This is a genomic window from Bradyrhizobium sp. in8p8 (assembly GCF_000426845.1).
Classification (GTDB): domain Bacteria; phylum Pseudomonadota; class Alphaproteobacteria; order Rhizobiales; family Xanthobacteraceae; genus Bradyrhizobium; species Bradyrhizobium japonicum_C.
Map to the genome: position 1 here is coordinate 98,676 of NZ_AUGD01000008.1, position 23,306 is coordinate 121,981.

Annotated in this window: 18 protein-coding genes; 7 read left to right on the forward strand and 11 right to left on the reverse strand. The window is 64.0% G+C overall.

Annotated features, from left to right (window positions below; translation table 11 throughout):
* Positions 1–118: 118 nt before the first annotated feature.
* From K408_RS0120625 to K408_RS0120665, 9 genes are all read right to left on the reverse strand, one after another.
* Positions 119–1,348 (reverse strand): ABC transporter substrate-binding protein, encoded by a 1,230-nt coding sequence (locus K408_RS0120625; protein WP_024340589.1) that lies wholly within the window; start codon positions 1,346–1,348, stop codon positions 119–121.
* A gap of 178 nt (positions 1,349–1,526) precedes the next feature.
* Complete coding sequence (locus K408_RS0120630; protein WP_024340588.1) at positions 1,527–2,756, reverse strand: ABC transporter substrate-binding protein; 1,230 nt, start codon at positions 2,754–2,756, stop codon at positions 1,527–1,529.
* Between the two features lie 257 nt (positions 2,757–3,013).
* Positions 3,014–4,240 carry an ABC transporter substrate-binding protein gene (locus K408_RS0120635; protein ID WP_024340587.1) on the reverse strand — a complete coding sequence of 409 codons (1,227 nt, stop codon included), beginning with the start codon at positions 4,238–4,240 and terminating at the stop codon, positions 3,014–3,016.
* 117 nt (positions 4,241–4,357) lie between these two features.
* Positions 4,358–5,593, reverse strand: coding sequence for an ABC transporter substrate-binding protein (locus K408_RS0120640; RefSeq protein ID WP_024340586.1), 1,236 nt, complete (start codon positions 5,591–5,593; stop codon positions 4,358–4,360).
* Between the two features lie 39 nt (positions 5,594–5,632).
* The gene (locus tag K408_RS0120645) at positions 5,633–6,652 is read right to left on the reverse strand and encodes a branched-chain amino acid ABC transporter permease (RefSeq protein WP_024340585.1); all 1,020 of its coding nucleotides are present in this window, start codon (positions 6,650–6,652) and stop codon (positions 5,633–5,635) included.
* Between the two features lie 2 nt (positions 6,653–6,654).
* Complete coding sequence (locus K408_RS0120650) at positions 6,655–7,533, reverse strand: branched-chain amino acid ABC transporter permease (RefSeq protein WP_024340584.1); 879 nt, start codon at positions 7,531–7,533, stop codon at positions 6,655–6,657.
* Positions 7,534–7,546: 13 nt separating this feature from the next.
* Positions 7,547–8,260, reverse strand: a complete 714-nt coding sequence (locus K408_RS0120655; RefSeq protein ID WP_024340583.1) for an ABC transporter ATP-binding protein — start codon at positions 8,258–8,260, stop codon at positions 7,547–7,549.
* Positions 8,257–9,054, reverse strand: coding sequence for an ABC transporter ATP-binding protein (locus K408_RS0120660; protein ID WP_024340582.1), 798 nt, complete (start codon positions 9,052–9,054; stop codon positions 8,257–8,259). Before K408_RS0120660 ends, K408_RS0120655 begins: the two co-directional genes overlap by 4 nt.
* A 66-nt stretch (positions 9,055–9,120) precedes the next feature.
* Positions 9,121–9,987: an IclR family transcriptional regulator gene (locus tag K408_RS0120665; protein WP_024340581.1), complete on the reverse strand. Its 867-nt coding sequence runs from the start codon at positions 9,985–9,987 to the stop codon at positions 9,121–9,123.
* Between the two features lie 131 nt (positions 9,988–10,118).
* Between K408_RS0120665 and K408_RS0120670 the strand changes: the two genes are divergently transcribed.
* The 6 genes from K408_RS0120670 to K408_RS0120695 all read left to right on the forward strand — a co-directional run bounded on the left by K408_RS0120670 (position 10,119) and on the right by K408_RS0120695 (position 18,745).
* Positions 10,119–12,215: a 3-hydroxyacyl-CoA dehydrogenase NAD-binding domain-containing protein gene (locus tag K408_RS0120670; RefSeq protein ID WP_024340580.1), complete on the forward strand. Its 2,097-nt coding sequence runs from the start codon at positions 10,119–10,121 to the stop codon at positions 12,213–12,215.
* A 166-nt stretch (positions 12,216–12,381) separates the two neighbouring features.
* On the forward strand, positions 12,382–14,064 hold the full coding sequence (gene pimA, locus K408_RS0120675; RefSeq protein WP_024340579.1) for a dicarboxylate--CoA ligase PimA: 1,683 nt from the start codon (positions 12,382–12,384) through the stop codon (positions 14,062–14,064).
* The gene (locus tag K408_RS0120680) at positions 14,061–15,248 is read left to right on the forward strand and encodes an acetyl-CoA C-acyltransferase (RefSeq protein ID WP_024340578.1); all 1,188 of its coding nucleotides are present in this window, start codon (positions 14,061–14,063) and stop codon (positions 15,246–15,248) included. Before pimA ends, K408_RS0120680 begins: the two co-directional genes overlap by 4 nt.
* Before the next feature lie 133 nt (positions 15,249–15,381).
* On the forward strand, positions 15,382–16,572 hold the full coding sequence (gene pimC, locus K408_RS0120685; RefSeq protein ID WP_024340577.1) for a pimeloyl-CoA dehydrogenase large subunit: 1,191 nt from the start codon (positions 15,382–15,384) through the stop codon (positions 16,570–16,572).
* A gap of 131 nt (positions 16,573–16,703) precedes the next feature.
* A complete protein-coding gene (gene pimD, locus K408_RS0120690; RefSeq protein WP_024340576.1) occupies positions 16,704–17,846 on the forward strand; it encodes a pimeloyl-CoA dehydrogenase small subunit in 1,143 nt (380 codons plus the stop codon).
* A gap of 125 nt (positions 17,847–17,971) precedes the next feature.
* Positions 17,972–18,745 (forward strand): SDR family NAD(P)-dependent oxidoreductase, encoded by a 774-nt coding sequence (locus K408_RS0120695; RefSeq protein WP_024340575.1) that lies wholly within the window; start codon positions 17,972–17,974, stop codon positions 18,743–18,745.
* 234 nt (positions 18,746–18,979) lie between these two features.
* Here the strand turns inward: K408_RS0120695 and K408_RS0120700 are convergent, their stop codons facing one another.
* Positions 18,980–19,843: a hypothetical protein gene (locus tag K408_RS0120700; RefSeq protein ID WP_024340574.1), complete on the reverse strand. Its 864-nt coding sequence runs from the start codon at positions 19,841–19,843 to the stop codon at positions 18,980–18,982.
* 28 nt (positions 19,844–19,871) lie between these two features.
* Positions 19,872–21,230, reverse strand: a complete 1,359-nt coding sequence (locus K408_RS0120705) for an MBOAT family O-acyltransferase (protein ID WP_024340573.1) — start codon at positions 21,228–21,230, stop codon at positions 19,872–19,874.
* 351 nt (positions 21,231–21,581) lie between these two features.
* On the opposite strand from K408_RS0120705, the gene glpK reads away from it, so the two are divergent.
* Positions 21,582–23,087 (forward strand): glycerol kinase GlpK, encoded by a 1,506-nt coding sequence (gene glpK, locus K408_RS0120710; protein ID WP_024340572.1) that lies wholly within the window; start codon positions 21,582–21,584, stop codon positions 23,085–23,087.
* The last annotated feature ends 219 nt before the right edge of the window (positions 23,088–23,306 follow it).

The following is a 23,306-nucleotide window of genomic DNA, read 5'->3' on the forward strand; positions in this document are numbered from 1 at the left end:
GTAAGCTGCCTCTTGTGCACCATTTGGACCGCTGCAATCGCGTGGTCGGAGACCCGCAAGCAAAAATCCCCTGCGCGGCCGGCGCAGGGGATTTCTCGTCATGTGTTCAGGGCGCCGGCTAGCCGCCGGCTTCGGCGTTGATCACATCGCCGAACAGCTCCCATCGCTCGCCCTTGAAGCGTTGCAGCTGCAGCGAGCTGATCGGGGCGAAGTCGGTCGGCGACGTGTTGATCTTGATGCCGGGCAGCAGCACCTCGGTACGGAAGTCCTTCAGGCTTGCGGCCTGCTTCATCACGTTCGCGCGCGTGAGGTCGTCGCCGCAGTTCTTCAGCACCTGGACCAGCGTCTGCGCGACGCCGTAGCCGACGACCGTGCCGCCGTCGGTCTTGTCGCCTTCGGGGAAGTATTTGGTCATGAAGTCGAGGAACGCCTTCATGCCCGCATCATTGGCCCATTGCGCGTCGGTGGTGTCCTTCAAGTAAGCCGCCGAGATGATGCCCTGCGCGTTATCGAACCCTGCCGGCTTGATCACGCTTCCGACCGAGGCGGAGACGTTGTTGAGGAAGTGGATCGGCTTCCAGCCGATCTCGGCATTCTTCTTGATCGCCTGCGCCGCGAACTTCGGCGTGGTGATGTTGATGAAGACGTCGGCGCCCGTCGCCTTGAGCTTGACGATGTGATTGTCGATGGTCGGCTCCGACGTCTCGTAGCTTTCTTCCAGCACGATCATGCTTGCGGCCTTGGCGCCGAGGCCGTCCTTCAGGCCCTTCAGGTAATCCTTGCCGTAATCGTCGTTCTGGTAGAGCACGCCGATCTTGGCGTTGGGCAGCTCCTTCAGGATGTACTTGGCGTAGATCTGTGTCTCGCTCTGGTAGTTGGGCTGCCAGCCCATCGTCCAGGGAAAGTTCTGCGGATCGTTCCACTTGGTGGCGCCGGTGGCGACGAAAAGCTGCGGCACCTTCTTCGAGTTCATGTATTTCTGGATCGCCGAGTTCGGCGGCGTGCCGAGCGAGTTGAAGATGAACAGCACCTCGTCGCTCTCGACCAGCTTGCGGGCCTGCTCGACCGTCTTCGGCGGCGAGTACGCATCGTCATAGGAGATGAAATTGATCTTGCGGCCGTTGATGCCGCCCTCGTCGTTGATCTTCTTGAAATAGGCGGCCTCGGTCCGCCCGATGATGCCATAGGCGGAGGCTGGTCCGCTGTAGGGCATGATGTTGCCGATCTTGATCTCGGTGTCGGTCGCGCCGCTATCGTATTTCTTCTGGGCCGATGCAGTTGATGTCGAAGTCGCAATGAGCGCGAGCGCCAATGATGCGGCCGCAAGCTTGCCGGTAACAGCAGGCATTCCAATCTCCCTAATCTTCTTGGTGTGTGCGTCCCTTTTCTTGGCTTGATTGTTTTTGGCGACGCGGCTGCAATTCAATACGATTTGCCGGAAAGCTTCAAGGAAAACCCCTGCGGCAAAGCCGCAGGGGCTGCGTCTTTAGTCGATTGGACCCGACATCTTTAGCGACTGGTTAAGATCAGCCGCCGACGTCGCCGCTCAGAACCTCGCCGAATCGCTCCCAATGCTCGCCCTTGAAGCGGATCAACTGGAGCTGCGAGAGGGGGGCGAAATCGGTGGCCGAGGTGTTGACCTTGACGCCCGGCAACAGGCCTGCCGGCTCGAAATCCTTGATGCTGGCGGCCTGCTTCATGATGTTCTCGCGCGTCAGATTGTCACCGCAGGCCTTGAGCACGTGAACGAGGCCTTGGCTGACGATGTAGCCGTACATGACCGAAGCGTCGGCTCGGTTCGCCTCCGGATAGTACTTATCCAGGAATTCGTTCCAGGCGATCATCGCCGGATCGTTCTTCCATTGCGCGTCGGTCGGATCCTTGAAGTATTGTGACGAGATGATGCCCTGGGCGTTCTCGAAGCCGGCCGGCTTGATCACGCTGCCGATCGAGCCCGAGACGTTGTTGAGGAAATGCAGCGGCTTCCAGCCGAGCTCGGCGTTCTTCTTGATCGCCTGCGCCGCGAATTTCGGCGTGGTGATGTTCATGAACACGTCGGCGCCGGTGGCCTTCAGTCTCACGATGTGCGAGTCGATGGTCGGCTCGGAGACCTCATAGCTGTCCTCGATCACGATCATCGAGGCCGCCTTGGCGCCGAGGCCGTCCTTGAAGCCCTTCAGATAGTCCTTGCCGTAGTCGTCGTTCTGGTAGAGCACCGCGATCTTGGCGTCCGGCTTGTTCTTCAGGATGTACTTGGCGTAGATGATGGTCTCGCTCTGGTAGTTGGGCTGCCAGCCCATCGTCCACGGGAAGTTCTGCGGATCGTTCCACTTGGTGGCGCCGGTGGCGACGAACAGCTGCGGCACCTTCTTCTGGTTCATGTATTTCTGGATCGCCGAGTTTGGCGGCGTGCCGAGCGAGTTGAAGATCAGCAGCACCTCGTCGCTCTCGACCAGCTTGCGCGCCTGCTCCACGGTCTTCGGCGGCGAATAGGCATCGTCATAGGTCACGAAGTTGATCTTGCGGCCGTTGACGCCGCCTTCTGCGTTGACCTTGCGGAAAAAGGCCTCCTCGGTCTTGCCGATCACGCCGTAGGCGGAGGCCGGTCCGCTGTAGGGCATGATGTTGCCGATCTTGATTTCGGTGTCGGATGCGCCGGTGTCGTATTTCTTCTGGGCGGACGCTGTCGTGGAAACGGCGACAGCCAGCACGAGGGCAGCCGAGAAGGCCCCCAATCGCACACGTATTGCAGGCATCTTGATCTCCCTAGGTCGGTTTGAATGTGTCGTGTTCTTGATTGGGAGCGATCGTTGCGCGCCGCTCCGACACGCATTGAATACCCTTCTCAGGCGCCCAGCAAGCAAAACACCCCGCCGGCGCCGTCGCAGCGAGCTGTTTCTTTGTCGTGAGGCCGTCGAATATTCCGGCGCGCGAGAAGAGGCGCACCTCCTTCAATGGCGCAAAAGTTGTTCTGCGGGTTGTTAGCTATTTCGAATTGCGTCCTTGCGCGGCTTCAATGGCCGATCTCGCTCGAGATGACATCGCCGAACAGCTCCCATTTCCGGCCCTTGAACCGCATCATCTGCAGCTGCTCGATCGGGGCGAAGTCGTCCGGCGCGGTATTGATCTTGATGCCGGGCAGCAGCGTATCGGGCTCGAAGTCCTTCAGGCTTGCGGCCTGCCTCATGACGTTCTCGCGGGTGAGATCGTCGCCGCACATCTGCAGGACCTTCATCATGGTCTGCGCGGCGGCATAGCCGTACACCACGCCGGCATCCAGCTTGTTGGCCTTGGGTTCGTACTGCGCGAGGAAACTGTAGAACTTCTTCATGCCCTCATCGGCATTCCACTGCGGGTCGGAGCCGTCCTTCATGTACGTCGCCGACAGGATGCCTTGCGAAATCTCGACGCCGGCCGGCTCCAGCACGCCTCCGACCGATGCCGAGACGTTGGAGATGATGTGCATCGGATGCCAGTTGATCTCCGCCGCCTTCTTGATTCCCTGCGCGGCGAATTTCTGGCTGGTGAAACTGATGAAGATGTCGGCGCCGGCCGCCTTCAGCTTCACGACCCGCTCGTCGATTGCGGGCTCGGAAGTGTCGTAGGCTTCTTCCCGCACGATCATCGAAGCCTTGGCGCCGAGGCCCTCCTTCAACCCCTTTAGATAGTCTTTGCCGAAATCGTCGTTCTGGTAGAGCACGCCGATCTTTCCGCCTGGCTTCTCCTTCATGATGTACTTGGCATAGATGCGCGCCTCGCTGGCGTAGTTCGGCTGCCAGCCCATGGTCCAGGGATATTGCTTGGGATCGTTCCATTTCGACGCGCCGCTCGCCACGAACAATTGCGGCACCTTCTTCTCGTTCATGTACTTGCGGATGGCGCCATTGGTGGAGGTGCCGAGCGAGCCGAAGATCAAGAGCACGCCGTCGCTCTCGACCAGCTTGCGCGCCTGCTCGACCGTCTTCGGCGGCGTATAGGCGTCGTCATAAGAGATGAACTTGATCTTGCGGCCGTTGATGCCGCCCTCGGCATTGACTTTGTTGAAATAGGCCGCCTCGGTCCTGCCGATCGAGGCGTAGCCGGAAGCCGGGCCGCTATAGGGCATGATGTTACCGATCTTGATCTCGGTATCGGAAGCGCCGCTGTCGTATTTCTTCTGCGCCAGCACCTCGCTGCTCATTGCAGTGCACAGGGCGAGAGCGACCCAGAGGAACGCAACCTGGGAACGAACGCCGACCATTGCTCTCCTGCCCTGGAATGGATCGGTCGCATTGAACAAGATTGACGCCGGTCGTCAACAAAAAGCCCCCGCGGTCGCCCGCGGGGGCTCTTGGCATTGGACCATTCCGTCAGCGTGTCACTGGGAGGCGATGTCGCCGCTGATGATCTCCCCGAACAGTTCCCACCTCTCGCCCTTGAAGCGCATCATCTGAAGCTGCGCAATCGGGGCGAAGTCGGTCGGGTTGGTGTTGATCTTGACGCCGGGCAGCAGGGTGTCCGGCGCGAAGTCCTTCAGGCTCGCGGCCTGCTTCATGAGGTTGGCGCGGGTGAGATCGTCACCGCACATTTCCAGCACCTTGGCGAGGGTCGACGCGGCGCCGTAGCCATAGACCATGCTGGTGTCGGACTTGTCGGCACCCGGCATGTACTTGTCGACGAACTCGTGCCACCTCTTCATGCCGGGATCGTTGGCCCACTGCGGGTCGGTGGAGTCCTTGGCATAGGCAGCCGACAACACGCCCTGCGCGTTCTCGAAACCGGCCGGCTTCATCACGCTGCCGACCGAGATCGACACGTTGGTGAGGATCTGGAGCGGCTTCCAGTTGAGCTCGGCGGTCTTCTTGATGGTCTGGGCCGCGAACTTCGGCGTGGTGTAGATCAGGAGCACGTCGGGATTGGCGGCCTTGATCTTGACGATGTGGCCGTCGATCGACGGCTCGGAAATCTCGTAGCTCTCCTCCATGATGATCATGGAGGCGGCCTTGGCGCCGAGACCGTCCTTGGTGCCCTTGAGGTAGTCTTTGCCGAAATCGTCGTTCTGGTAGAGGATCGCGACCTTGGCGTCGGGCTTCTCCTTCATCAGCCACTTTGCGTAGATCTGCGCTTCGCTCTGGTAGGAGGGCTGCCAGCCCATGGTCCAGGGGAAGTTCTTCGGATCGTTCCACTTGGTCGCGCCGGTGGCCACGAAGAGCTGCGGGATCTTCTTGGCGTTGAGGTACTTCTGAATCGCCGTGTTCGAGGGCGTGCCGAGCGGATTGAAGACGGCCAGCACCTCGTCGCTTTCGACCAGCTTGCGAACCTGCTCGACGGCCTTGGGCGGCGAATAGCCGTCGTCATAGGTGACGAAATTGATCTTGCGGCCGTTGATGCCGCCCTTGTCGTTGATCATCCTGAAATAGGCTTCTTCGGTCTTGCCGATGATGCCATAGGCCGACGCCGGACCGCTGTACGGCATGATGTTGCCGATCTTGATCTCGGTATCACTTGCGCCGGTGTCGTATTTTTTTTGGGCGAGTGCAGCGCCGGAGGTGAGAGTGACGGCCGCCGTTGCCGTTACAAGCGCGGCGGCTCGCAGTGTTTTTTCGAAAAGCAATTGGGTCTCCTTCTTGAATGAACGCCTGGGTGACAGTCTTCAGTTCTTTCTGAGTTTGCCAACGAGCTGCTGGCCGAAGATCGCAACCTGCCTTGCGCCATGCGGCACGAGATAGATGACGAGGAACAGCAGCACGCCGAACACCGCGCCGGAGAGGCCCTTGGAGATGCTCTCCGCCATGTTGGGCACGAAGATGATGAAGGCCGCGCCGACGAACGAGCCGGGCAGCCAGCCGACCCCGCCGACGACCATGCCGAGGAACAGCGAGATCGCCAGCGTGATGGTGTAGCTGTCGGGCGCGACGAATTGCACGGCGATGGCGCCGAGCGAGCCGGCGACGCCGGTGATGCCGGCGGATACGCCGAACGCCAGTGTCTTGTAGAGCGCGACGTTGACGCCCATCGAGGAGGCCGCGATCTCGTTGTCGCGGATCGCCATGAAGGCGCGGCCGGAGCGGGAGCGCAGCAGGTTCACCGAGAAGATGTAGATCGCGACCGTCACCGCGAGGGTGAAATAGTACAGCCACATGTCCTGCGACATCGGCAGGCCGAACGGCGCGTCCGGCTTGGTGACGACGAGGCCCTGCACGCCGCCGGTCCAGTGCTCGAGGAAGTTCAGCTTGAGCAACTGCGGCATCGCGGTCGCGAGCGCGAAGGTCGCGAGCGCGAGATAGATGCCCGACAGCCGCAGCGCCGGCTTGCCGAACAGGTAACCGAATCCGAAGCAGATCACGGCGGACACCGGAATGGTCAGGGCGTAGTTGATGTTGGCGTGCTCCATCAGCACCGCCGAGGTGTAGGCGCCGACGGCGTAGAACGCACTCTGCCCGAGCGAGAACTGGCCGGAGCCGCCGGTCAGGATGTTCAACGCCAGCACGGCGAGCCCGTAGATCAGGAGCATCGTCATCTGGAAGATGATGAAGTTCTTGACGAACATCGGCACGACCAGCAGCGCCGCAAGCACCACGAGCGAGGTGCCGGTGCCCAGCGTCATGGCCCGCTTCGGAACCGCCTCGACCGCCTCGTGGCCCTCGGCAATGGCTTCTTCTGCTGCGCTCATGATCAAACTCGCTTGACGATTTGCCGGCCGAACAGGCCAGCGGGTTTGACGACCAGGACGGAAACGATCAGCGCGAGCGCGATCGGGAGTTTCAACTCGTTGCCGACGCCGGGAATGTAGGTGCCGGCGAGGTTCTCGAAAACACCGACAAGGAAGCCGCCGACCACGGCGCCGAACGGGCTGCTCAGTCCGCCGAGCACCGCGGCGGCGAAGCCGTAGATCAGCACGCCGCCCATCATGTTGGGCTCGAGGAACACCACAGGAGCGATCAGCATGCCGGCGATCGAGCCGATCGCAGTCGCCATGCCCCAGCCGAGCGCGATCATCCAGCTCGTGTTGATGCCGACGAGGCGGGCCGATTCAGGCACCGACGCGGCAGCGCGCATCGCAAGGCCGATCCGCGTGTACTGGAAGAAGAAATAGAGCGCGAGCAGCAGCGCCACGGTGACGCCGATCATGCCGGCCTGGTGCGTCGAGATCAGCTGGCTGCCGAGAAACGGTGCGGATCCGAACGGGGTCGGATACTGCTTGATCGTGAAGTCCCAGATCAGGCCGGCCGAGGAGTTGATGATTGCAAACAGCGCGATGAAGCCCGCGACGTTGGTCAGCACCGGTGCCTTCGCGAGCGGCTTGAACAGGATGCGCTCGATCGCGATGCCGGCGACGAAGGAGAACGCCAGCGTCATCAGGAAGGCGGCCCAATAGGATACGCCCCACTGCATCAGCTGCCAGGAGATGAAGGTCGAGAACATCGCCATCTCTCCTTGCGCGAAGTTGAGATGGTCGATGGCCTGATAGATCATGACGACGGCCAAGGCCATGCAGGCATAGATCGCGCCCGTGGCGATGCCGGCCAGGACCTGGTTGGTGAAAAGCTCCATTGCCCCGGCTCCCTCAGTAACCCAGATAGGATTTGCGGATTTCTTCGTTGTTCGCGATGTCCTTGGCGTTGCCCGACATCACGATGCGTCCGGTCTCGATCACATAGGCCTGGTCGGCGAGCTCGAGCGCGAGCTGGGCGTTCTGCTCGACCACGAGGATCGACACCTTGTCCTCGCGGTTGATCTTCCCGAGGATGCCGAACAGGTCGCGCACGACGAGCGGCGCGAGGCCGAAGGACGGCTCGTCGAGCAGCATCAGCCGCGGCCGCAGCATCAGGGCGCGGGCGACCGCGAGCATCTGCTGCTCGCCGCCGGAGAGCGTGCCGGCCTGCTGGGTGTGGCGCTGCTTCAGGACCGGGAAATGCGCATACATGCGCTCGATGTCGGAGACGATGCCTGCGCTGTCCTTGCGGGTGATCGCCCCCAGCTGAAGGTTCTCCTCGACGGTCATGTTGGTGAAGGTGCCACGGCCCTGCGGCACGTGGGCGATGCCGAACCGCACGATGCTCTCGGTGGAGCGGTTGTTCAGCGGCTTGCCTTCGAACTCGACTCCGCCCGTGGAACGCACCATGTTGCAGATCGCGCGCAGCGTGGTGGTCTTGCCGGCGCCGTTGGCACCCAGCAGCGTCGTCAGCGAGCCCTCGTTGAGCGAGAACGACAGGCCGTGGAGCGCCTGGACCTGGCCGTAATAGGCGCGCAGGTCCTTGACGTTGAGCAGTGGCGTCATTGATCTTTGCTCCCGAGATAGGCCTTGATGACGTCGGGGTCCGCCTGCACCTGGGCGGGAGTGCCTTCCGCGAGCTTCTTGCCGAAATTCAGCGCGACGACGTGGTCGGCGATCGACATCACGAGGCCCATGTGATGCTCGACCAGCAGCACGGTCATATGGCGCTCGCTGCGGATTTTGCGGATGAGGTCGCCGAGCACGTAGACTTCCTCGTGGTTGAGGCCGCCGGCCGGCTCGTCGAGCAGCAGGATCTTCGGATCCGCTGCCAGCGCGCGCGCCAGCTCGACGCGCTTCTGCGTGCCGAACGGCAGGCCGGACACGACGGTGTGGGCGACATCCTCGAGGCCGAGGTAGGCGAGGATCTCCTGCACCTTCCTGTTGATGCTGGTCTCGCTGCGCCGGACCCAGGCAAGCCTCAAGGAGTCGCTGATGATGTCACTGGAGGTCTTCGCATGCGCGCCGACGCGGACGTTGTCCATCACCGACAGGTTCGGAAACAGCGCCACGTTCTGGAACGTGCGGCCGATGCCGATCTCGGCGATCCGGTGCGGCGGCCGCGACAGGATGCTCACGCCGTCCATCAGGATGTCGCCGGACGACGGCTGATACAGTCGCGAGAGACAATTGAAGAGCGTCGTCTTGCCGGCACCGTTGGGGCCGATCAAGCCGAGGATCTGGCCCTTGTGCATGTCGAAGGACACGCCGTTGAGCGCGACGATGCCGCCAAACACGACGCTGACGTCGCGAACGGCGAGCAGGGGCGATGCCCCCTGCGCGAGTTGAGCCTGCGTCATCTCGTCTCGCTCACGTCGTTCAGTGAGCGATGGGGCGATGCGAACCGCTCCCGATGATGACAAACGCTATCTGATCCCCTCAGCCACACGCGCAACTTTCCCTCCTGATTTCAGCTTTTTGCTGATGTCTTTTTTTGAATGCGGCATCAAACCCCCGAGCGCCGCTTCGATGTTCCTTACCATCGCTACGAGACGCGGTCCAATGTCGTTGATCAAACGCTCTTCCGTGAAGCGGAATGCCGGCGCGCCGCAATTGAATGCGTAAGGGCCGGTTCCGTCATTAAGCCTGAGTGCGACCCCGGCGGCGCCGATGTCGTCGTGCCAGTCGCCGACCGAAATCGCGAAACCGTACTTCGCGACAGTCTCGCCGGAACGTTCCAATCCGTCGCGCATCTTCGGCCAGCGGCTGCCGTAATGTTCGCGCAGGATGCGCGACACTTCGGCGCGATCCGCGTCGTCGAGCGCCCAGAAATAGGCGCGGCCCATCGCGCTGGTTGCAATGGGCACGCGCGAGCCGACGTCAAGTTGAACGCCGACCGTCTCACTGCCGCGGCTCTGCCCGAAATAGATCATGCTGTGACGGTCGCGGCCGCCAACGGCGACGGCGCCGCCGGTCGCGCGCATAACTTCCTCGCGAAACGGCTCGGACAAATGCCGAACGCCGAGGTTGGCCAGCGCCGCGTAACCCAGCGACATCGCGGCCGGTGCGAGCTGGTACTTCTCGAAGCGGGGAACCGGCGTCAGATAACCGAGCTTGGTCAATGTGTAGGTCAGCCGCGACACGGTTGGCTTGGGCAGATTGGTGCGGGCCGCAATCTCCTGATTACCGAGAAGGCCGTCATTGGGGTGGAACGCGCGCAATACATCCAGTCCGCGGGAAAGCGCGACGACGAAATTCCGATCGGTCGCAGTCTTCTTTCCTGTACGCTTCATCCCTGATCTGCTTCTTGCGCGGAGTCGTTGACAACGTCCGTGCTTCAAAATAACCCTGCCGTCAAGATGCGGAATTAAATTCCGCAGCGCGAAATCGACAAAAGTATATAACCCTACCAAGGAGGGACACCGTGAGCGAAGTGGTTAAGCTTGAGCGTCATGACGAAGTCGGGATCGTCACGGTCGACAGCCCTCCGGTCAACGCGCTGAGTGCCGCAGTGCGCGGCGGCATCCTCGAGTGCATCAAGGCTGCCGTCGCCGATCCCGCCATCAAGGGCATCGTCCTGACCTGCGGCGGCCGCACCTTCATTGCCGGCGCCGACATCACTGAATTCGGCAAGCCGCCGAAGCCGCCCGCCCTCAACGACGTGCTGTCCGAGATCGAGAATTCGCCGAAGCCGGTCGTTGCCGCGATCCACGGCACTGCCCTCGGCGGCGGTCTGGAGGTCGCGCTCGCCTGTCATTTCCGCGTCGCGGTGAAGGAGGCCAAGCTCGGTCTGCCCGAGGTGAAGCTCGGCCTGCTGCCGGGCGCCGGGGGCACGCAGCGCCTGCCCCGTGCGGTCGGTCCCGAACTCGCGGTCAAGATGATCGTCGGCGGCGACCCCATCGGTGCGGCGGAAGCGCTGAAGAACGGCTTGATCGAGGAGATCGTGGAAGGTCCGGCCTCCGGCGGCGAAGCCTTCGTGCGCAAGATTCTCGCGGAGAAGCGTCCGCTGCGGCGCCTGCGCGACGACGATTCCAAGCTCGCGGCCGCCAAGGCCGACCGCTCGATCTTCACCAATGCCGTCGCCGCCATGACCAAGAAGTCGCGTGGCCTGGAGGCGCCGTTCGCCGCAGCCGATGCCGTCGGCTACGCCATTGACCTACCTTTTGACGAAGGCCTGAAGAAGGAGCGCGAGGGCTTCCTCAAGCTCGTCACCAGCGACCAGTCCAAGGCGCAGCGCTACGCCTTCTTCGCCGAGCGCGAGGCCAACAAGATCGCGGGGGTGCCTGAAGGCACCAAGCCGCGCCCCGTCAATCGCGTCGCGATCCTTGGCGCCGGCACCATGGGCGGCGGCATTGCGATGTCCTTTGCCAATGCCGGCATTCCCGTCACCCTGATCGAGACGGGCGAGGAGCAGCTCAAGCGCGGCATGGGCGTGATGCAGAAGAACTGGGAGGCGACCGCCGCGCGCGGCGGCATTCCGGCCGATGCACCCGCCAAGCGCATGGCGCTGATCGACGGCAAGGTCGGCATTGAGAATGTCGGCGATGCCGACCTCGTGATCGAGGCGGTGTTCGAGACCATGGCGGTGAAGAAGGAAGTGTTCGCCAAGCTCGACCAGTACGCCAAGCAAGGCGCGGTGCTCGCTTCCAACACCTCGTATCTCAACATCGACGAGATCGCGAAGTCGACCAAGCGTCCGCAGGACGTGCTCGGCATGCACTTCTTCTCGCCGGCCAACGTCATGAAGCTGTGCGAGATCGTGCGCGCGGACAAGACCGCGCCGGATGCGCTCGTCACGGCGGTGACGATCGCACGCAAGATCGCCAAGGTGCCGGCCGTTGTCGGTGTCTGCGACGGCTTCGTCGGCAACCGCATGCTCGCCCAGCGCGGCAAGCAGGCCGAGAAGCTGCTGTTTGAAGGCGCGCTGCCGCAGCAGGTCGACGCCGTCGTCACCAAGTTCGGCATGCCGATGGGCCCGTTCGCGATGGGCGATCTCGCCGGACTCGACATCGGCTGGCGCTCGCGCAAGGACCGCGGGATCAAGTCGGAGATCGCGGACGCGCTGTGCGAAGCCGGCCGTTTCGGCCAGAAGACCGGCAAGGGCTACTACAAGTACGAAGCCGGCTCTCGCGCGCCGCTGCCCGACCCCGAGGTCGAGAAGCTGATCGACGAGACGCTGCTGCGCCTCGGGCGCAAGAAGCGCGTCGTCAGCGACGAGGAGATCCTCGAGCGCATGATGTATCCGATGATCAACGAGGGCGCGAAGATCCTCGAAGAGGGCATCGCCGCGCGCCCGTCCGACATCGACGTGGTCTGGCTCTACGGCTATGGCTGGCCGATCTACCGCGGTGGCCCGATGTTCTGGGCAGACAGCGTCGGCCTCAAGCACATCGCCGATCGCCTGTCGTTCTACGCCAAGGAGACCAACGACCCCAGCCTCGAGCCTGCGCCGCTGCTGAAGAAGCTCGCGGCGGAGGGCAAGACCTTCGCCTCGCTGGCGGCGACATCGAAGGCGGCGTGATGGGGGCTTGCACTCTCGGCGTCATTCTCCGTTGCGCCATTGCGCAACGGAGGTGGCCCGCAGGGCCGGGCCTGGAATCCATTTCGCCTTTGCGTGCGCTGCCTGATGGATTCCGGGTTTGATGCTTCGCATCGCCCCGGAATGACGACCGATTGTGATGCAGAGAATGACCCATCCCGGCGAACAGTTTTACCCCGAGGGCGTGCGTTGGGACGACGCAATCGTCCAGGGCACGCTCCCTGACCTCTTGTCGAAAGCTGCCGCCGAGTACGGCCCGCGCACCGCGCTGGAATTCCGCGATCGTCCGATCACCTATGCCGAGCTTGCCGCGATGGCCGAGCGCGCGGCTGCGGCGTTCCTGCGCGCCGGTTGCGGCAAGAACTCTTCCGTCGCGCTGTTCCTCGGCAACACGCCGGACCATCCCGTCAATTTCTTCGGCGCGCTCAAGGCCGGCGCCCGCGTCGCGCATCTGTCGCCGCTCGACGGCGAGATCGCGCTGACCCACAAGGTCTCCGATTCAGGCTCGCGCCTGCTCGTCACCTCGAACCTCCAGGCGCTGCTGCCGACCGCGCTGAAATTCCTGGAGAAGGGGCTGATCGATCGTCTCGTCGTCTGCGAGGACGATCATTGGGGCAGGATCGGCACGCCGCAGGCGGCGATCCCCGATGATCCCCGCATCGTGACCTTCAAGGCCTTCGTCGAGGGCGCCGCCGCGCCGGCGGAATGGCCGCAAGTCACGGCCCACGACGTCGCGCTGCTGCAATATACCGGCGGCACCACCGGCCTGCCCAAGGGCGCGATGCTGACCCACGGCAATCTCACCTCCGCCGTCTCGATCTACGACGTCTGGGGCAAGCCATCGCGCGCCGCGCGCGGTGAGGTCATTGAACGCGTGATCTGCGTGCTGCCGCTGTTCCACATCTACGCGCTGACCGTCGTGCTCCTGTCCTCGCTCAGCCGCGGCCATCTGATCTCGCTGCACCAGCGCTTCGACGTCGAAGCTGTCATGCGCGACATTGAAATCAAGCGCGCCACGTATTTTCCCGGCGTGCCGACCATGTGGATCGCGATCGCCGCGCTGCCGGACCTCGACAAGCGCGACTTCTCTTCCCTCGCCACGATCGGCTCCGGCGGCGCGCCGCTGCCGGTGGAGATCGCGAGCTTCTTCGAACGCAAGGTCGGCAAGAAGCTCAAGAGCGGCTGGGGCATGACCGAGACCTGCTCGCCCGGCACCGGCCATCCGCCCACGGGGCCGGACAAGCCCGGCTCGATCGGCCTGATGCTGCCAGGCATCGAGCTCGACGTCGTCGCACTCGACAATCCGACAAAGGTGCTGCCGCCAGGCGAAGTCGGCGAGATCCGCATCAAGGGGCCGAACGTCACCAGGGGCTACTGGAACAAGCCGGAAGGATCGGCGGAGGCGTTCATCGACGGCCGCTTCCTCACCGGCGACATCGGCTACATGGATGAAGACGGCTATTTCTTCCTCGTCGACCGCAAGAAGGACATGATCATCTCCGGCGGCTTCAACGTTTATCCGCAGATGATCGAGCAGGCGATCTACACCATTCCCGGCGTGCACGAGGTCATCGTGCTCGGCATCCCCGACCAGTATCGGGGCGAGGCCGCAAAGGCCTTCATCAAGCTGAGGCCCGACGCAAGGCCGTTCTCGCTCGACGAGCTGCGCGCGCAGCTCAATGGCAAGCTCGGCAAGCACGAACTGCCGGCGGCGGTCGAGTTCGTCGACGATCTGCCGCGCACGCCGGTCGGAAAATTGTCGCGGCACGAATTGCGCCAGCAGCAGAAACCATCACAATCCAGCAAAACCGCATCAGGAGTTCGTTCTTGACAGACGCCGTCATCGTTTCCACCGCCCGCACCCCGATCGGCAAGGCCTATCGCGGCGCGCTCAATGCCACCGAGGGCGCGACCCTGCTCGGCCACGCCATCGGCGAAGCCGTCGCACGTGCCAAGATCGATCCGAAGGAGGTCGAGGACGTCGTGATGGGCGCAGCGCTCCAGCAGGGCGCGACCGGCGGCAACATCGCCCGCAAGGCGCTGCTCCGCGCCGGCCTGCCCGTCACCGTCGCGGGCACCACGATCGACCGGCAATGCGCCTCGGGCCTGCAGGCGATCGCGCTCGCCGCGCGCTCGGTGATCTTCGACGGCGTCGAGATCGCGGTCGGCGGCGGCGGCGAGTCGATCAGCCTCGTGCAGAACGACAAGATGAACGGCTTCCACGCCCAGGATCCGGCGCTGCTCAAGATCAAGGGCGAGGTCTACATGCCCATGATCGACACCGCCGAGGTCGTCGCCAAGCGCTACGGCATCTCGCGCGAACGCCAGGACGAATATTCGCTGGAGAGCCAGCGCCGCACGGCCGCTGCGCAGCAGGGCGGCAGGTTCAAGGACGAGATCGCGCCGATCACCACGCAGATGGCGGTCACCGACAAGGCCAGCGGCGCCGTGTCGATGAAGGAGATCACGCTGTCGCAGGACGAAGGTCCGCGCCCCGAGACCACCATCGAAGGCCTCGCCGGCCTCAAGCCCGTGCGCGGCGAAGGCTTCACCATCACCGCCGGCAATGCCAGCCAGCTCTCCGACGGCGCCAGCGCCAGCGTGATCATGAGCGACAAGGAAGCCTCGAAGCGCGGCCTCAAGCCGCTCGGCATCTTCCGCGGCTTCGTCTCCGCGGGCTGCGAGCCGGACGAGATGGGCATCGGCCCGGTCTTCGCCGTGCCGCGCCTGCTCAAGCGCCACGGTCTCACCGTGGACGACATCGGTCTCTGGGAATTGAACGAAGCCTTCGCGGTGCAGGTGCTGTATTGCCGCGACAAGCTCGGCATCGACCCGGACAAGATCAACGTCGACGGCGGCGCGATCTCGGTCGGCCACCCCTACGGCATGTCGGGCGCGCGCCTCACCGGCCATGCCCTGATCGAAGGCCGCCGCCGCAAGGCCAAGTACGCGGTCGTCACCATGTGCGTCGGCGGCGGCATGGGCGCGGCGGGGCTGTTCGAGGTGCTGCAGTAGTGGGCTCCGTCGCTCCGGGCATTCGCGTCAGCGAATGAACCCGGAACCTCGAGCCACGATCTCCGGATTCCGGGTTCGCGCTGCGCGCGCCCCGGAATGACGAATAGGGAATAACGTTTCACAGGAGGATCCGATGGATCTCGCATTCACGAAAGAAGAGCAGGCGTTTCGCGAGGAAGTGCGGCAGTTCTTCCGCGACAACGTGCCGCCGGAGACGCGGCGCAAGATGGTCGAGGGCCGTCATCTGTCGAAGGACGAGATGGTGACGTGGTGGCGCATCCTCAACAAGAAGGGCTGGGGCGTCAGCCATTGGCCGAAGGAATATGGCGGCACCGGGTGGACGGCCGTGCAGCACTACATCTTCAACGAGGAGCTCCAGGCCCATCCCGCGCCGCAGCCGCTCGCTTTCGGCGTCAGCATGGTCGGGCCGGTCATCTACACCTTCGGCAACGAGGAGCAGAAGAAGAAGTATCTGCCGCGCATCGCCAATGTCGACGATTGGTGGTGCCAGGGCTTCTCCGAGCCCGGCTCCGGCTCCGACCTCGCTTCGCTCAAGACCAAGGCCGAGCGCCGCGGCGACAAGTGGATCATCAACGGCCAGAAGACCTGGACCACGCTGGCCCAGCACGCCGACATGATCTTCTGCCTCTGCCGCACCGACAACAACGCCAAGAAGCAGATGGGCATCTCCTTCATCGTGTTCTCGATGAAGTCCAAGGGCGTCACCGTGCGCCCGATCCAGACCATCGACGGCGGCCATGAGGTCAACGAGGTCTTCTTCGACGACGTCGAGGTGCCCATCGAGAACCTGATCGGCGAAGAGAACAAGGGCTGGGACTACGCCAAGTTCCTGCTGGGCAACGAGCGCACCGGCATCGCCCGCGTCGGCGTCTCCAAGGAGCGCATCCGCCGCATCAAGGATCTGGCGTCGAAGGTCGAGGCCGGCGGCAAGCCGATCATCCAGGATCCTGCCTTCCGCGAGAAGCTCGCGGCCTGCGAGATCGAGCTGAAGGCGCTCGAGCTGACCCAGCTCCGCGTCGTCGCCGACGAAGGCAAGCACGGCAAGGGCAAGCCCAATCCGGCCTCCTCGGTGCTGAAGATCAAGGGCTCGGAGATCCAGCAGACCACCACCGAGCTGCTGATGGAAGTGATCGGCCCGTTCGCCGCGCCATACGACGTGCACGGCGACGACGGCTCGAACGAAGCCATGGACTGGACCGCCCAGATCGCGCCGAGCTACTTCAACAACCGCAAGGTCTCGATCTACGGCGGCTCCAACGAGATCCAGCGCAACATCATCGCCAAGGCGGTGCTGGGGCTGTGATTGCATATCACCGCCACGCACGCGCCGTCATGGCCGGGCTTGACCCGGCCTCCACGCCCAGCGGCACGAAACGTGGATGCCCGGCTCAAGGCCGGGCATGACGAAATCAGATACCGGGAGAGTAGAGAAACATGGATTTTGATCTGAACGAGGAGCAGCGGCTTCTCAAGGAAAGCATCGACGGCCTGCTGACCGATTCCTACGATTTCGAGCAGCGCAAGAAGTACATGAAGGAGAAGGGCGGCTGGAGCAAGGCCGTCTGGCTCAAGCTCGCCGAGCAGGGCCTGCTCGGCCTGCCCTTCGCGGAGGCCGATGGCGGCTTCGGCGGCGGCGGTGTCGAGACCATGATCGTGATGGAGGCGCTCGGCAAGGCCCTGGTGCTGGAGCCCTATCTCGCCACGGTCGTGATCGGCGGCGGCTTCCTGCGCCATGCCGGCAGCGACGCGCAGAAGGCGGCGCACGTGCCCGGGATCATCGACGGCAGCAAGACGCTCGCCTTCGCCCAGCTCGAGAAGAACTCGCGCTACGACCTGTTCGACGTCTCGACGACGGCGAAGAAGAAGGGCGACGGCTGGGTGATCGACGGCGAGAAGTTCGTCGTGCTCAACGGCGAGAGCGCCGACACGCTCGTCGTCACCGCGCGCACCAAGGGTGACCGCCGCGACAGAAGCGGCATCGGCGTGTTCCTTGTGCCCGGCAATGCCAAGGGCGTCGGCAGAAAGGGCTATCCCACCCAGGACGGTCTGCACGCTGCCGACATCACCTTCACCGGCGTCGAGGTCGGTGCGGACGCCGTTCTCGGCAATCCCGAGGACTCGCTCGCGCTGATCGAGCGCGTGGTGGATGAGGCCCGCATCGCGCTGTGCGCCGAAGCGGTCGGCCTGATGGACGAGTCGCTGAAGACCACGGTCGAGTACATCAAGACCCGCAAGCAGTTCGGCGTTGCGATCGGCTCGTTCCAGAGCCTCCAGCATCGCGCGTCCGACATGTTCGTCGCCGCCGAGCAGGCCCGCTCGATGTCGATGTTCGCGACCATGGCGGGCGATTTCGAGGACGCCAAGGAGCGCACGAACGCCATCGCCGCGGCCAAGGTGCAGATCGGCAAGTCGGCCAAGTTCGTCGGCCAGCAATCGATCCAGCTCCACGGCGGCATCGGCATGACCATGGAGGCCAGAATCGGCCACTACTTCAAGCGCCTCACCATGATCGAGAACAGCTTCGGCGACACCGACTACCACCAGCGCCGCGTCGCGGACGCGGGCGGGTTGATCTGATAGCTCCGCCGTCATTGCGAGCGAAGCGAAGCAATCCAGACTGTCTCCACGGCGACATCGCTGGCTTGCTTCGTCGCTTCGCTCCTCGCAATGACGGCGCCGTTGGCGCAGCGAGGCAATAACAAATGAAAAACACCCCGTTCGATCTCACCGGCAAGGTCGCCGTCGTCACCGGCTCCAGCCGCGGCATCGGCCGCTCGTCGGCCGAACTGCTCGCCAGGCTCGGCGCCAAGGTCGTGGTCTCCTCGCGCAAGGCGGATGCCTGCAAGGAGGTCGCCGACGGCATCAATGCGGCCGGCGGCGACGCCATCGTCATCCCCTGCAACATCGCGCGCAAGAACGAGGTCGAGGCGTTGATCGCGGGCGCGACCAAGCATTACGGCAAGATCGACATCCTCGTCTGCAACGCCGCGGTGAACCCGTATTACGGCCCGCTGCTCGACATCACAGACGAAGCCTTCGACAAGATCATGGGCTCGAACGTCAAGAGCAACATCTGGCTCTCCGCGCTGGCGATCCCGCAAATGGCCGAGCGCGGCAACGGCTCGGTGATCATCATCTCCTCGATCGGCGGCTTGCGCGGCTCCACCGTGATCGGCGCCTACGGCATCTCCAAGGCTGCCGATTTCGCGCTGTGCCGCTCGCTCGCCGGCGAATGGGGACCGAAGGGTGTCCGCGTCAACTGCATCGCCCCCGGCCTCGTCAAGACTGATTTCGCCCGCGCGCTGTGGGAGGACGAAGCCAATTTGAAGCGCCGCACCGCCACCACCCCGCTCCGCCGCATCGGCGAACCCGACGAGATCGCCGGGGCCGTCGCCTATCTCGCTTCCGACGCCTCGAGCTTCATGACCGGCCAGACCATCGTCATCGACGGCGGCGTGACGACGGCGGCGGTCTAAAACATGACGGGATGAGGGTTGATCGATGCAGCGGCGGAGGTGCACTCCCTCTCCCGCAAGCGGCAGAGGTGAACGACCCGCGGCAATCGATACGAGCTGGAGCCATTCAGCCTTGGAGCGCTTTCGAGCGAAGCGGATACAGGCTCGCGTCGAGAGAACGCGACAAAGCAAGAATCCAGAGCCTCGTTCCGATTGTAGCGGAACGGGCAGGGCTCCAGCCGCAGGGGGCCTCTATCAACGGCGCGTGCCGTCTCGCGCGGCCAGTATACTTTCCATGACGCGGACGACGATCAAGGCCGATCGTTCATCGAGATGCACGCCGTCGGCCCAGCGCAGTTCGCCCATCGGCGGCTCGACCCGCAGCCAAAGCGCGCGATCCGGGAAGGCTTCGCTGGCGATCTCCCGTGTCGTTCGAACCAGGCGCGTGTCCTCGATCTCCGGTGCGAAGGGGACGTGCATGAGGAAGACCTGGCTGCCGCGCCGTTGCAGATCGTCGATGACTCGTCGGATGCGGACCGCATTCGCGCGTGCCGGCGCGGTCGGATCACCGTCGTTCATCTGCTCCCGCGCGCGGTCGAGATAGATCTTGCTGTCGAATGTATCAGGTGGCTGGCTGAGCAGGCGATCGTGCCCGGCGCGGGCCTGGACGGCATCGCGGGCGGCGTGATTCCAGGTTTCATAGGCCGCGACCGCCGTTCGCACCGGACGTAGCAGCAGCGCGTCCGCGCGCGCGCCGCCTGAGAATGCCTCGGTCAGCGCGCGGTCGGCCTCGCGCGAAAGGATGTTCGTCTCGATCAGGACGACCCTGGGCAGGCTTGCCTGCCCGGCGACGATCTCGAGCCCGGTCACCGGCGAGCCTCCGGCCAGCGCCAGATTGCGGACGCGGGGCAGCGAGAAATACTCCTCCTTGAGACGCCACGTCACCGAGCTGCCGACCAGCACGATGTCAGGCGTGGGCTCCCGCACGTAGCGGGTGAGGGTGACGAGGCTGCCGTCGCGGGTGATGACGGCCGGCTGTTGCAGCGCCGAGCCGAAGCGCGCGGTGGCGAGGCCGCAGGCGAGCAGCAGCGCCGCCGCGACGCAAGCACACTTGACCATCCACGAAAGCGTCGGTTCCTGCCGCATGTCAGAACTGGAAGTAGATGAACGCGCTGTCGGGCCCCGCCTCGAGGTAAGCGAGCGCCGCGAGCGCACCATAGAGATATGGCTCCCATCGCCGCAACCGGCCGTCGACGAGCGCGCCGATGCCGATATGCTGGATGATCACCGGCAAGGCGTAGAGCAGGGCAAGGTTGGTGAACAGTTTTGGCGGATTGGGGGCGTCGGTCGCGATGAACATCCCCTGGAGGTAGCCGAGCGCGTGATCGAAATTCGGCAGCTTGAAGAAGATCCAGAGCATCGTGACGCAGAAGAAGACGATTCCCATCCGGATCACGCGCACCGCAGGGCTTTGGTTGCCGATAAGCTTCAGGAACGGCCGCTCGATCACGAGCAGCAGCCCGTGCGCCATGCCCCACAGCGCGTAGCTCAGGCTCGCGCCATGCCAGAGCCCGCCCAGCGTCATCACGATCATCAGGTTGAGATAGGTGCGCCCCACGCCATGCCGGTTGCCGCCGAGGGGAATGTACAGATAGGTCCTGAGCCAGGTCGACAGGGAGATATGCCAGCGCGTCCAGAACTCCGAGAACGATGTCGAGATGTAGGGCAGGTTGAAGTTCACGGGCAGGCGGTAGCCGAACAAGAGACCGAGGCCGAGCGCGATCGCGGAGTAGCCGAAGAAGTCGGCGTAAATCTGGTAGCTGTAGAGGAATACGAGCAGCCAGCGGTCCTGCGTGCGCAGCGTCTCGTAGAGAGGGAAGTCCATGTAGGACGTCATCTCGTTGAGATTGTTCGCCACATACAGCTTGAAGAAGTAGCCGACGAGAATCCATTTCGCGGCCTCGACGAAGGCGACGTCGTTGATCCGCTTGGGCACGATCTGCGGCATGAACTGGGCCGCGCGCGTGATCGGTCCGGACACCAGCTGCGGGAAGAAGATGATGTAGAGGAAGACGTCGCGCAGGGGCACGGTGCGCTTCTCGCGCGTCAGATCGACCAGCAGGCTGATGTTGTGGAACACGAAGAACGAGATGCCGATCGGCAGCGGCAGCCGCAGCAGGAAATCGAGCGGCGCGACGCCGGTCAGAGCGGCGGCACCGGCATCGACGAACAGGAGCTTGTACTTGAAGAACGCCAGCAGGCCGAGATTGAAGACGATGCCGGCCGGCATCCAGACGGTTCGGTTCTCGAACGCGAGCACCAGGCAGATATGCGTTCCGAGCACCGCGACGAGCAGCAGCGGCAGGAGTTCGGGTTGGCCGAAGCCGTAGAAGAACACGCTGGCGGCCACGAGCAGCTGCACCTGGAAACGGCGCAAAGGCGGCAGGTAATAGGCGCCGAACACGACGGCGACGAAGACGCCGAACTGATACGAAGTAAACGTCATGCCGCCCCGTCTTGCCCGGCGAGGCATGTAGCATTTCGGCGGCGTTGGTCCTAGTCTGGTGTTCCTGACTCTCCGCTTGAGGGGGAGGGGCGTCCGCGCGGAGCGCGGGGCGGGGTGAGGCCACAACGGTAGTCTCACCGGATCGACGAAGCGCTGCGCGCACACGACAGGGGGATCACTCGGGGAGGGTCTGTCACCCCACCCCGTCTCACATTCCGCTGCGCTCCATGCGAGCCGACCCTCCCCCTCCGGGGAGGGTTAAGAGGCAGTCCGCCTTGACCTGTCGAACGCAATCCCGTTTTCTCTGCCCGACATAACGACCTTTCCGGAAACACGCCAAGGGACCCTGCCATGTCTTTCGTCCTCGCCATCGACCAGGGCACCACCTCCTCGCGCGCCATCGTGTTTCGCGGCGACATTTCCATCGCGGCGAAGGCGCAAGCCGAGTTCCCGCAGCATTTCCCCGCTTCGGGCTGGGTCGAGCACGAGCCCGAGGACATCTGGACCTCGACCGTGATGGTCTGCCGGGAGGCCATCGCGCAGGCCGGCATCGGCGCAAAGGACATCGCCGCGATCGGCATCACCAATCAGCGCGAGACCACCGTGGTGTGGGACCGCGCCACCGGCCAGGCCGTGCACCGCGCCATCGTCTGGCAGGACCGCCGCACCGCCGACATCTGCGCCAGGCTGAAAGCCGACGGCCGCGAGCCCGTGATCTCGCAGAAGACCGGCCTGATCATCGATCCCTATTTCTCCGGAACGAAAGTCGCATGGATCCTCGACCACGTGCCCGGCGCCCGCGCGCGCGCCGCGCGCGGCGAATTGATGTTCGGCACCGTCGATTGCTACCTGCTCTGGCGCCTCACCGGCGGCAAGGTGCACGCCACCGACGCCACCAATGCCTCGCGCACGCTGCTGTTCAACATCCACACCGGCCAGTGGGACGACGAGCTGCTGGAGATCATCGGCGTGCCGCGCTCGATGCTGCCCGAGGTGAAGGATTCCTCCGCGCGCTTCGGCGAGAGCACGCCCGACCTGTTCGGCGGCCCGATCGCCATCTCCGGCATCGCCGGCGACCAGCAGGCCGCCACCATCGGCCAGGCCTGCTTCCGCCCGGGCATGATGAAGTCCACCTACGGCACCGGCTGCTTCGCGTTGCTCAACACCGGCACCACGCCGGTCGTGTCGAAGAACAAGCTGCTCACCACCGTCGCCTATCAGCTCGACGGCAAGCGCACCTACGCGCTGGAAGGCTCGATCTTCGTGGCAGGATCGGCGGTGCAATGGCTGCGCGACGGCCTCGGCATCATCAAGCACGCCGCCGAGACCGGACCTCTCGCCGACCAGTCCGATTCCATGCAGAGCGTCTATCTCGTCCCGGCCTTCGTCGGCATGGGCGCGCCCTATTGGAATCCGCGCGTGCGCGGCGCGCTGTTCGGCCTCACCCGCAACACCGGCCCCGCCGAGCTCGCCCATGCCGCGCTGGAAAGCGTCTGCTACCAGACCTACGACCTCTGGGCCGCGATGCGCGCGGACTGGCCGAGCTCGGAAACCGCCAGCGTCGTGCTCCGCGTCGACGGCGGCATGACCGCCTCCGACTGGACCATGCAGCGCCTCGCCGATCTGCTCGATGCGCCGGTCGATCGCCCCGTCATCCAGGAAACCACGGCGTTGGGCGCCGCCTATCTCGCCGGCCTCAATGCCGGCGTCTATCCCGAGCCGACCAGGTTCGCCGACAACTGGCGCCTCGAGCACCGCTTCAAGCCGAACATGAGCAAGGCGACGAGGGAGCGGAAGCTCGCGGGCTGGGCGAGGGCGGTGAAAGGCGTGCTGGCGAGCGACGAGGGGGAGGGGTAGGGGCAAATGTCGTAGCCAGGATGGAGCGCAGCGCAATCCGGGACCGCTGTCGCGATGCGCGCGCAACTGCCTCCGTCGTCATTGCGAGGAGCTCTTGCGACGAAGCAATCCAGACTACCTCCGCGGAAAGACTCTGGATTGCTTCGCTTCGCTCGCAATGACGGAGTGTGGCGCCGCTGTCGTTTCTTACGGCGTCGCCCACTTTCTCATTGCGAAAGG

Coding starts and splice junctions, on each gene's coding strand:
- K408_RS0120635 (WP_024340587.1), bottom strand. CDS start 4,240: ATGGTCGGCGTTCGTTCCCAGGTTGCGTTCCTCTGGGTCGCTCTCGCC.
- K408_RS0120700 (WP_024340574.1), bottom strand. CDS start 19,843: ATGGTCAAGTGTGCTTGCGTCGCGGCGGCGCTGCTGCTCGCCTGCGGC.
- K408_RS0120650 (WP_024340584.1), bottom strand. CDS start 7,533: ATGGAGCTTTTCACCAACCAGGTCCTGGCCGGCATCGCCACGGGCGCG.
- K408_RS0120630 (WP_024340588.1), bottom strand. CDS start 2,756: ATGCCTGCAATACGTGTGCGATTGGGGGCCTTCTCGGCTGCCCTCGTG.
- pimC (WP_024340577.1), top strand. CDS start 15,382: ATGGATCTCGCATTCACGAAAGAAGAGCAGGCGTTTCGCGAGGAAGTG.
- K408_RS0120705 (WP_024340573.1), bottom strand. CDS start 21,230: ATGACGTTTACTTCGTATCAGTTCGGCGTCTTCGTCGCCGTCGTGTTC.
- K408_RS0120625 (WP_024340589.1), bottom strand. CDS start 1,348: ATGCCTGCTGTTACCGGCAAGCTTGCGGCCGCATCATTGGCGCTCGCG.
- pimD (WP_024340576.1), top strand. CDS start 16,704: ATGGATTTTGATCTGAACGAGGAGCAGCGGCTTCTCAAGGAAAGCATC.
- pimA (WP_024340579.1), top strand. CDS start 12,382: ATGACCCATCCCGGCGAACAGTTTTACCCCGAGGGCGTGCGTTGGGAC.
- K408_RS0120655 (WP_024340583.1), bottom strand. CDS start 8,260: ATGACGCCACTGCTCAACGTCAAGGACCTGCGCGCCTATTACGGCCAG.
- glpK (WP_024340572.1), top strand. CDS start 21,582: ATGTCTTTCGTCCTCGCCATCGACCAGGGCACCACCTCCTCGCGCGCC.
- K408_RS0120695 (WP_024340575.1), top strand. CDS start 17,972: ATGAAAAACACCCCGTTCGATCTCACCGGCAAGGTCGCCGTCGTCACC.
- K408_RS0120660 (WP_024340582.1), bottom strand. CDS start 9,054: ATGACGCAGGCTCAACTCGCGCAGGGGGCATCGCCCCTGCTCGCCGTT.
- K408_RS0120665 (WP_024340581.1), bottom strand. CDS start 9,987: ATGAAGCGTACAGGAAAGAAGACTGCGACCGATCGGAATTTCGTCGTC.
- K408_RS0120645 (WP_024340585.1), bottom strand. CDS start 6,652: ATGAGCGCAGCAGAAGAAGCCATTGCCGAGGGCCACGAGGCGGTCGAG.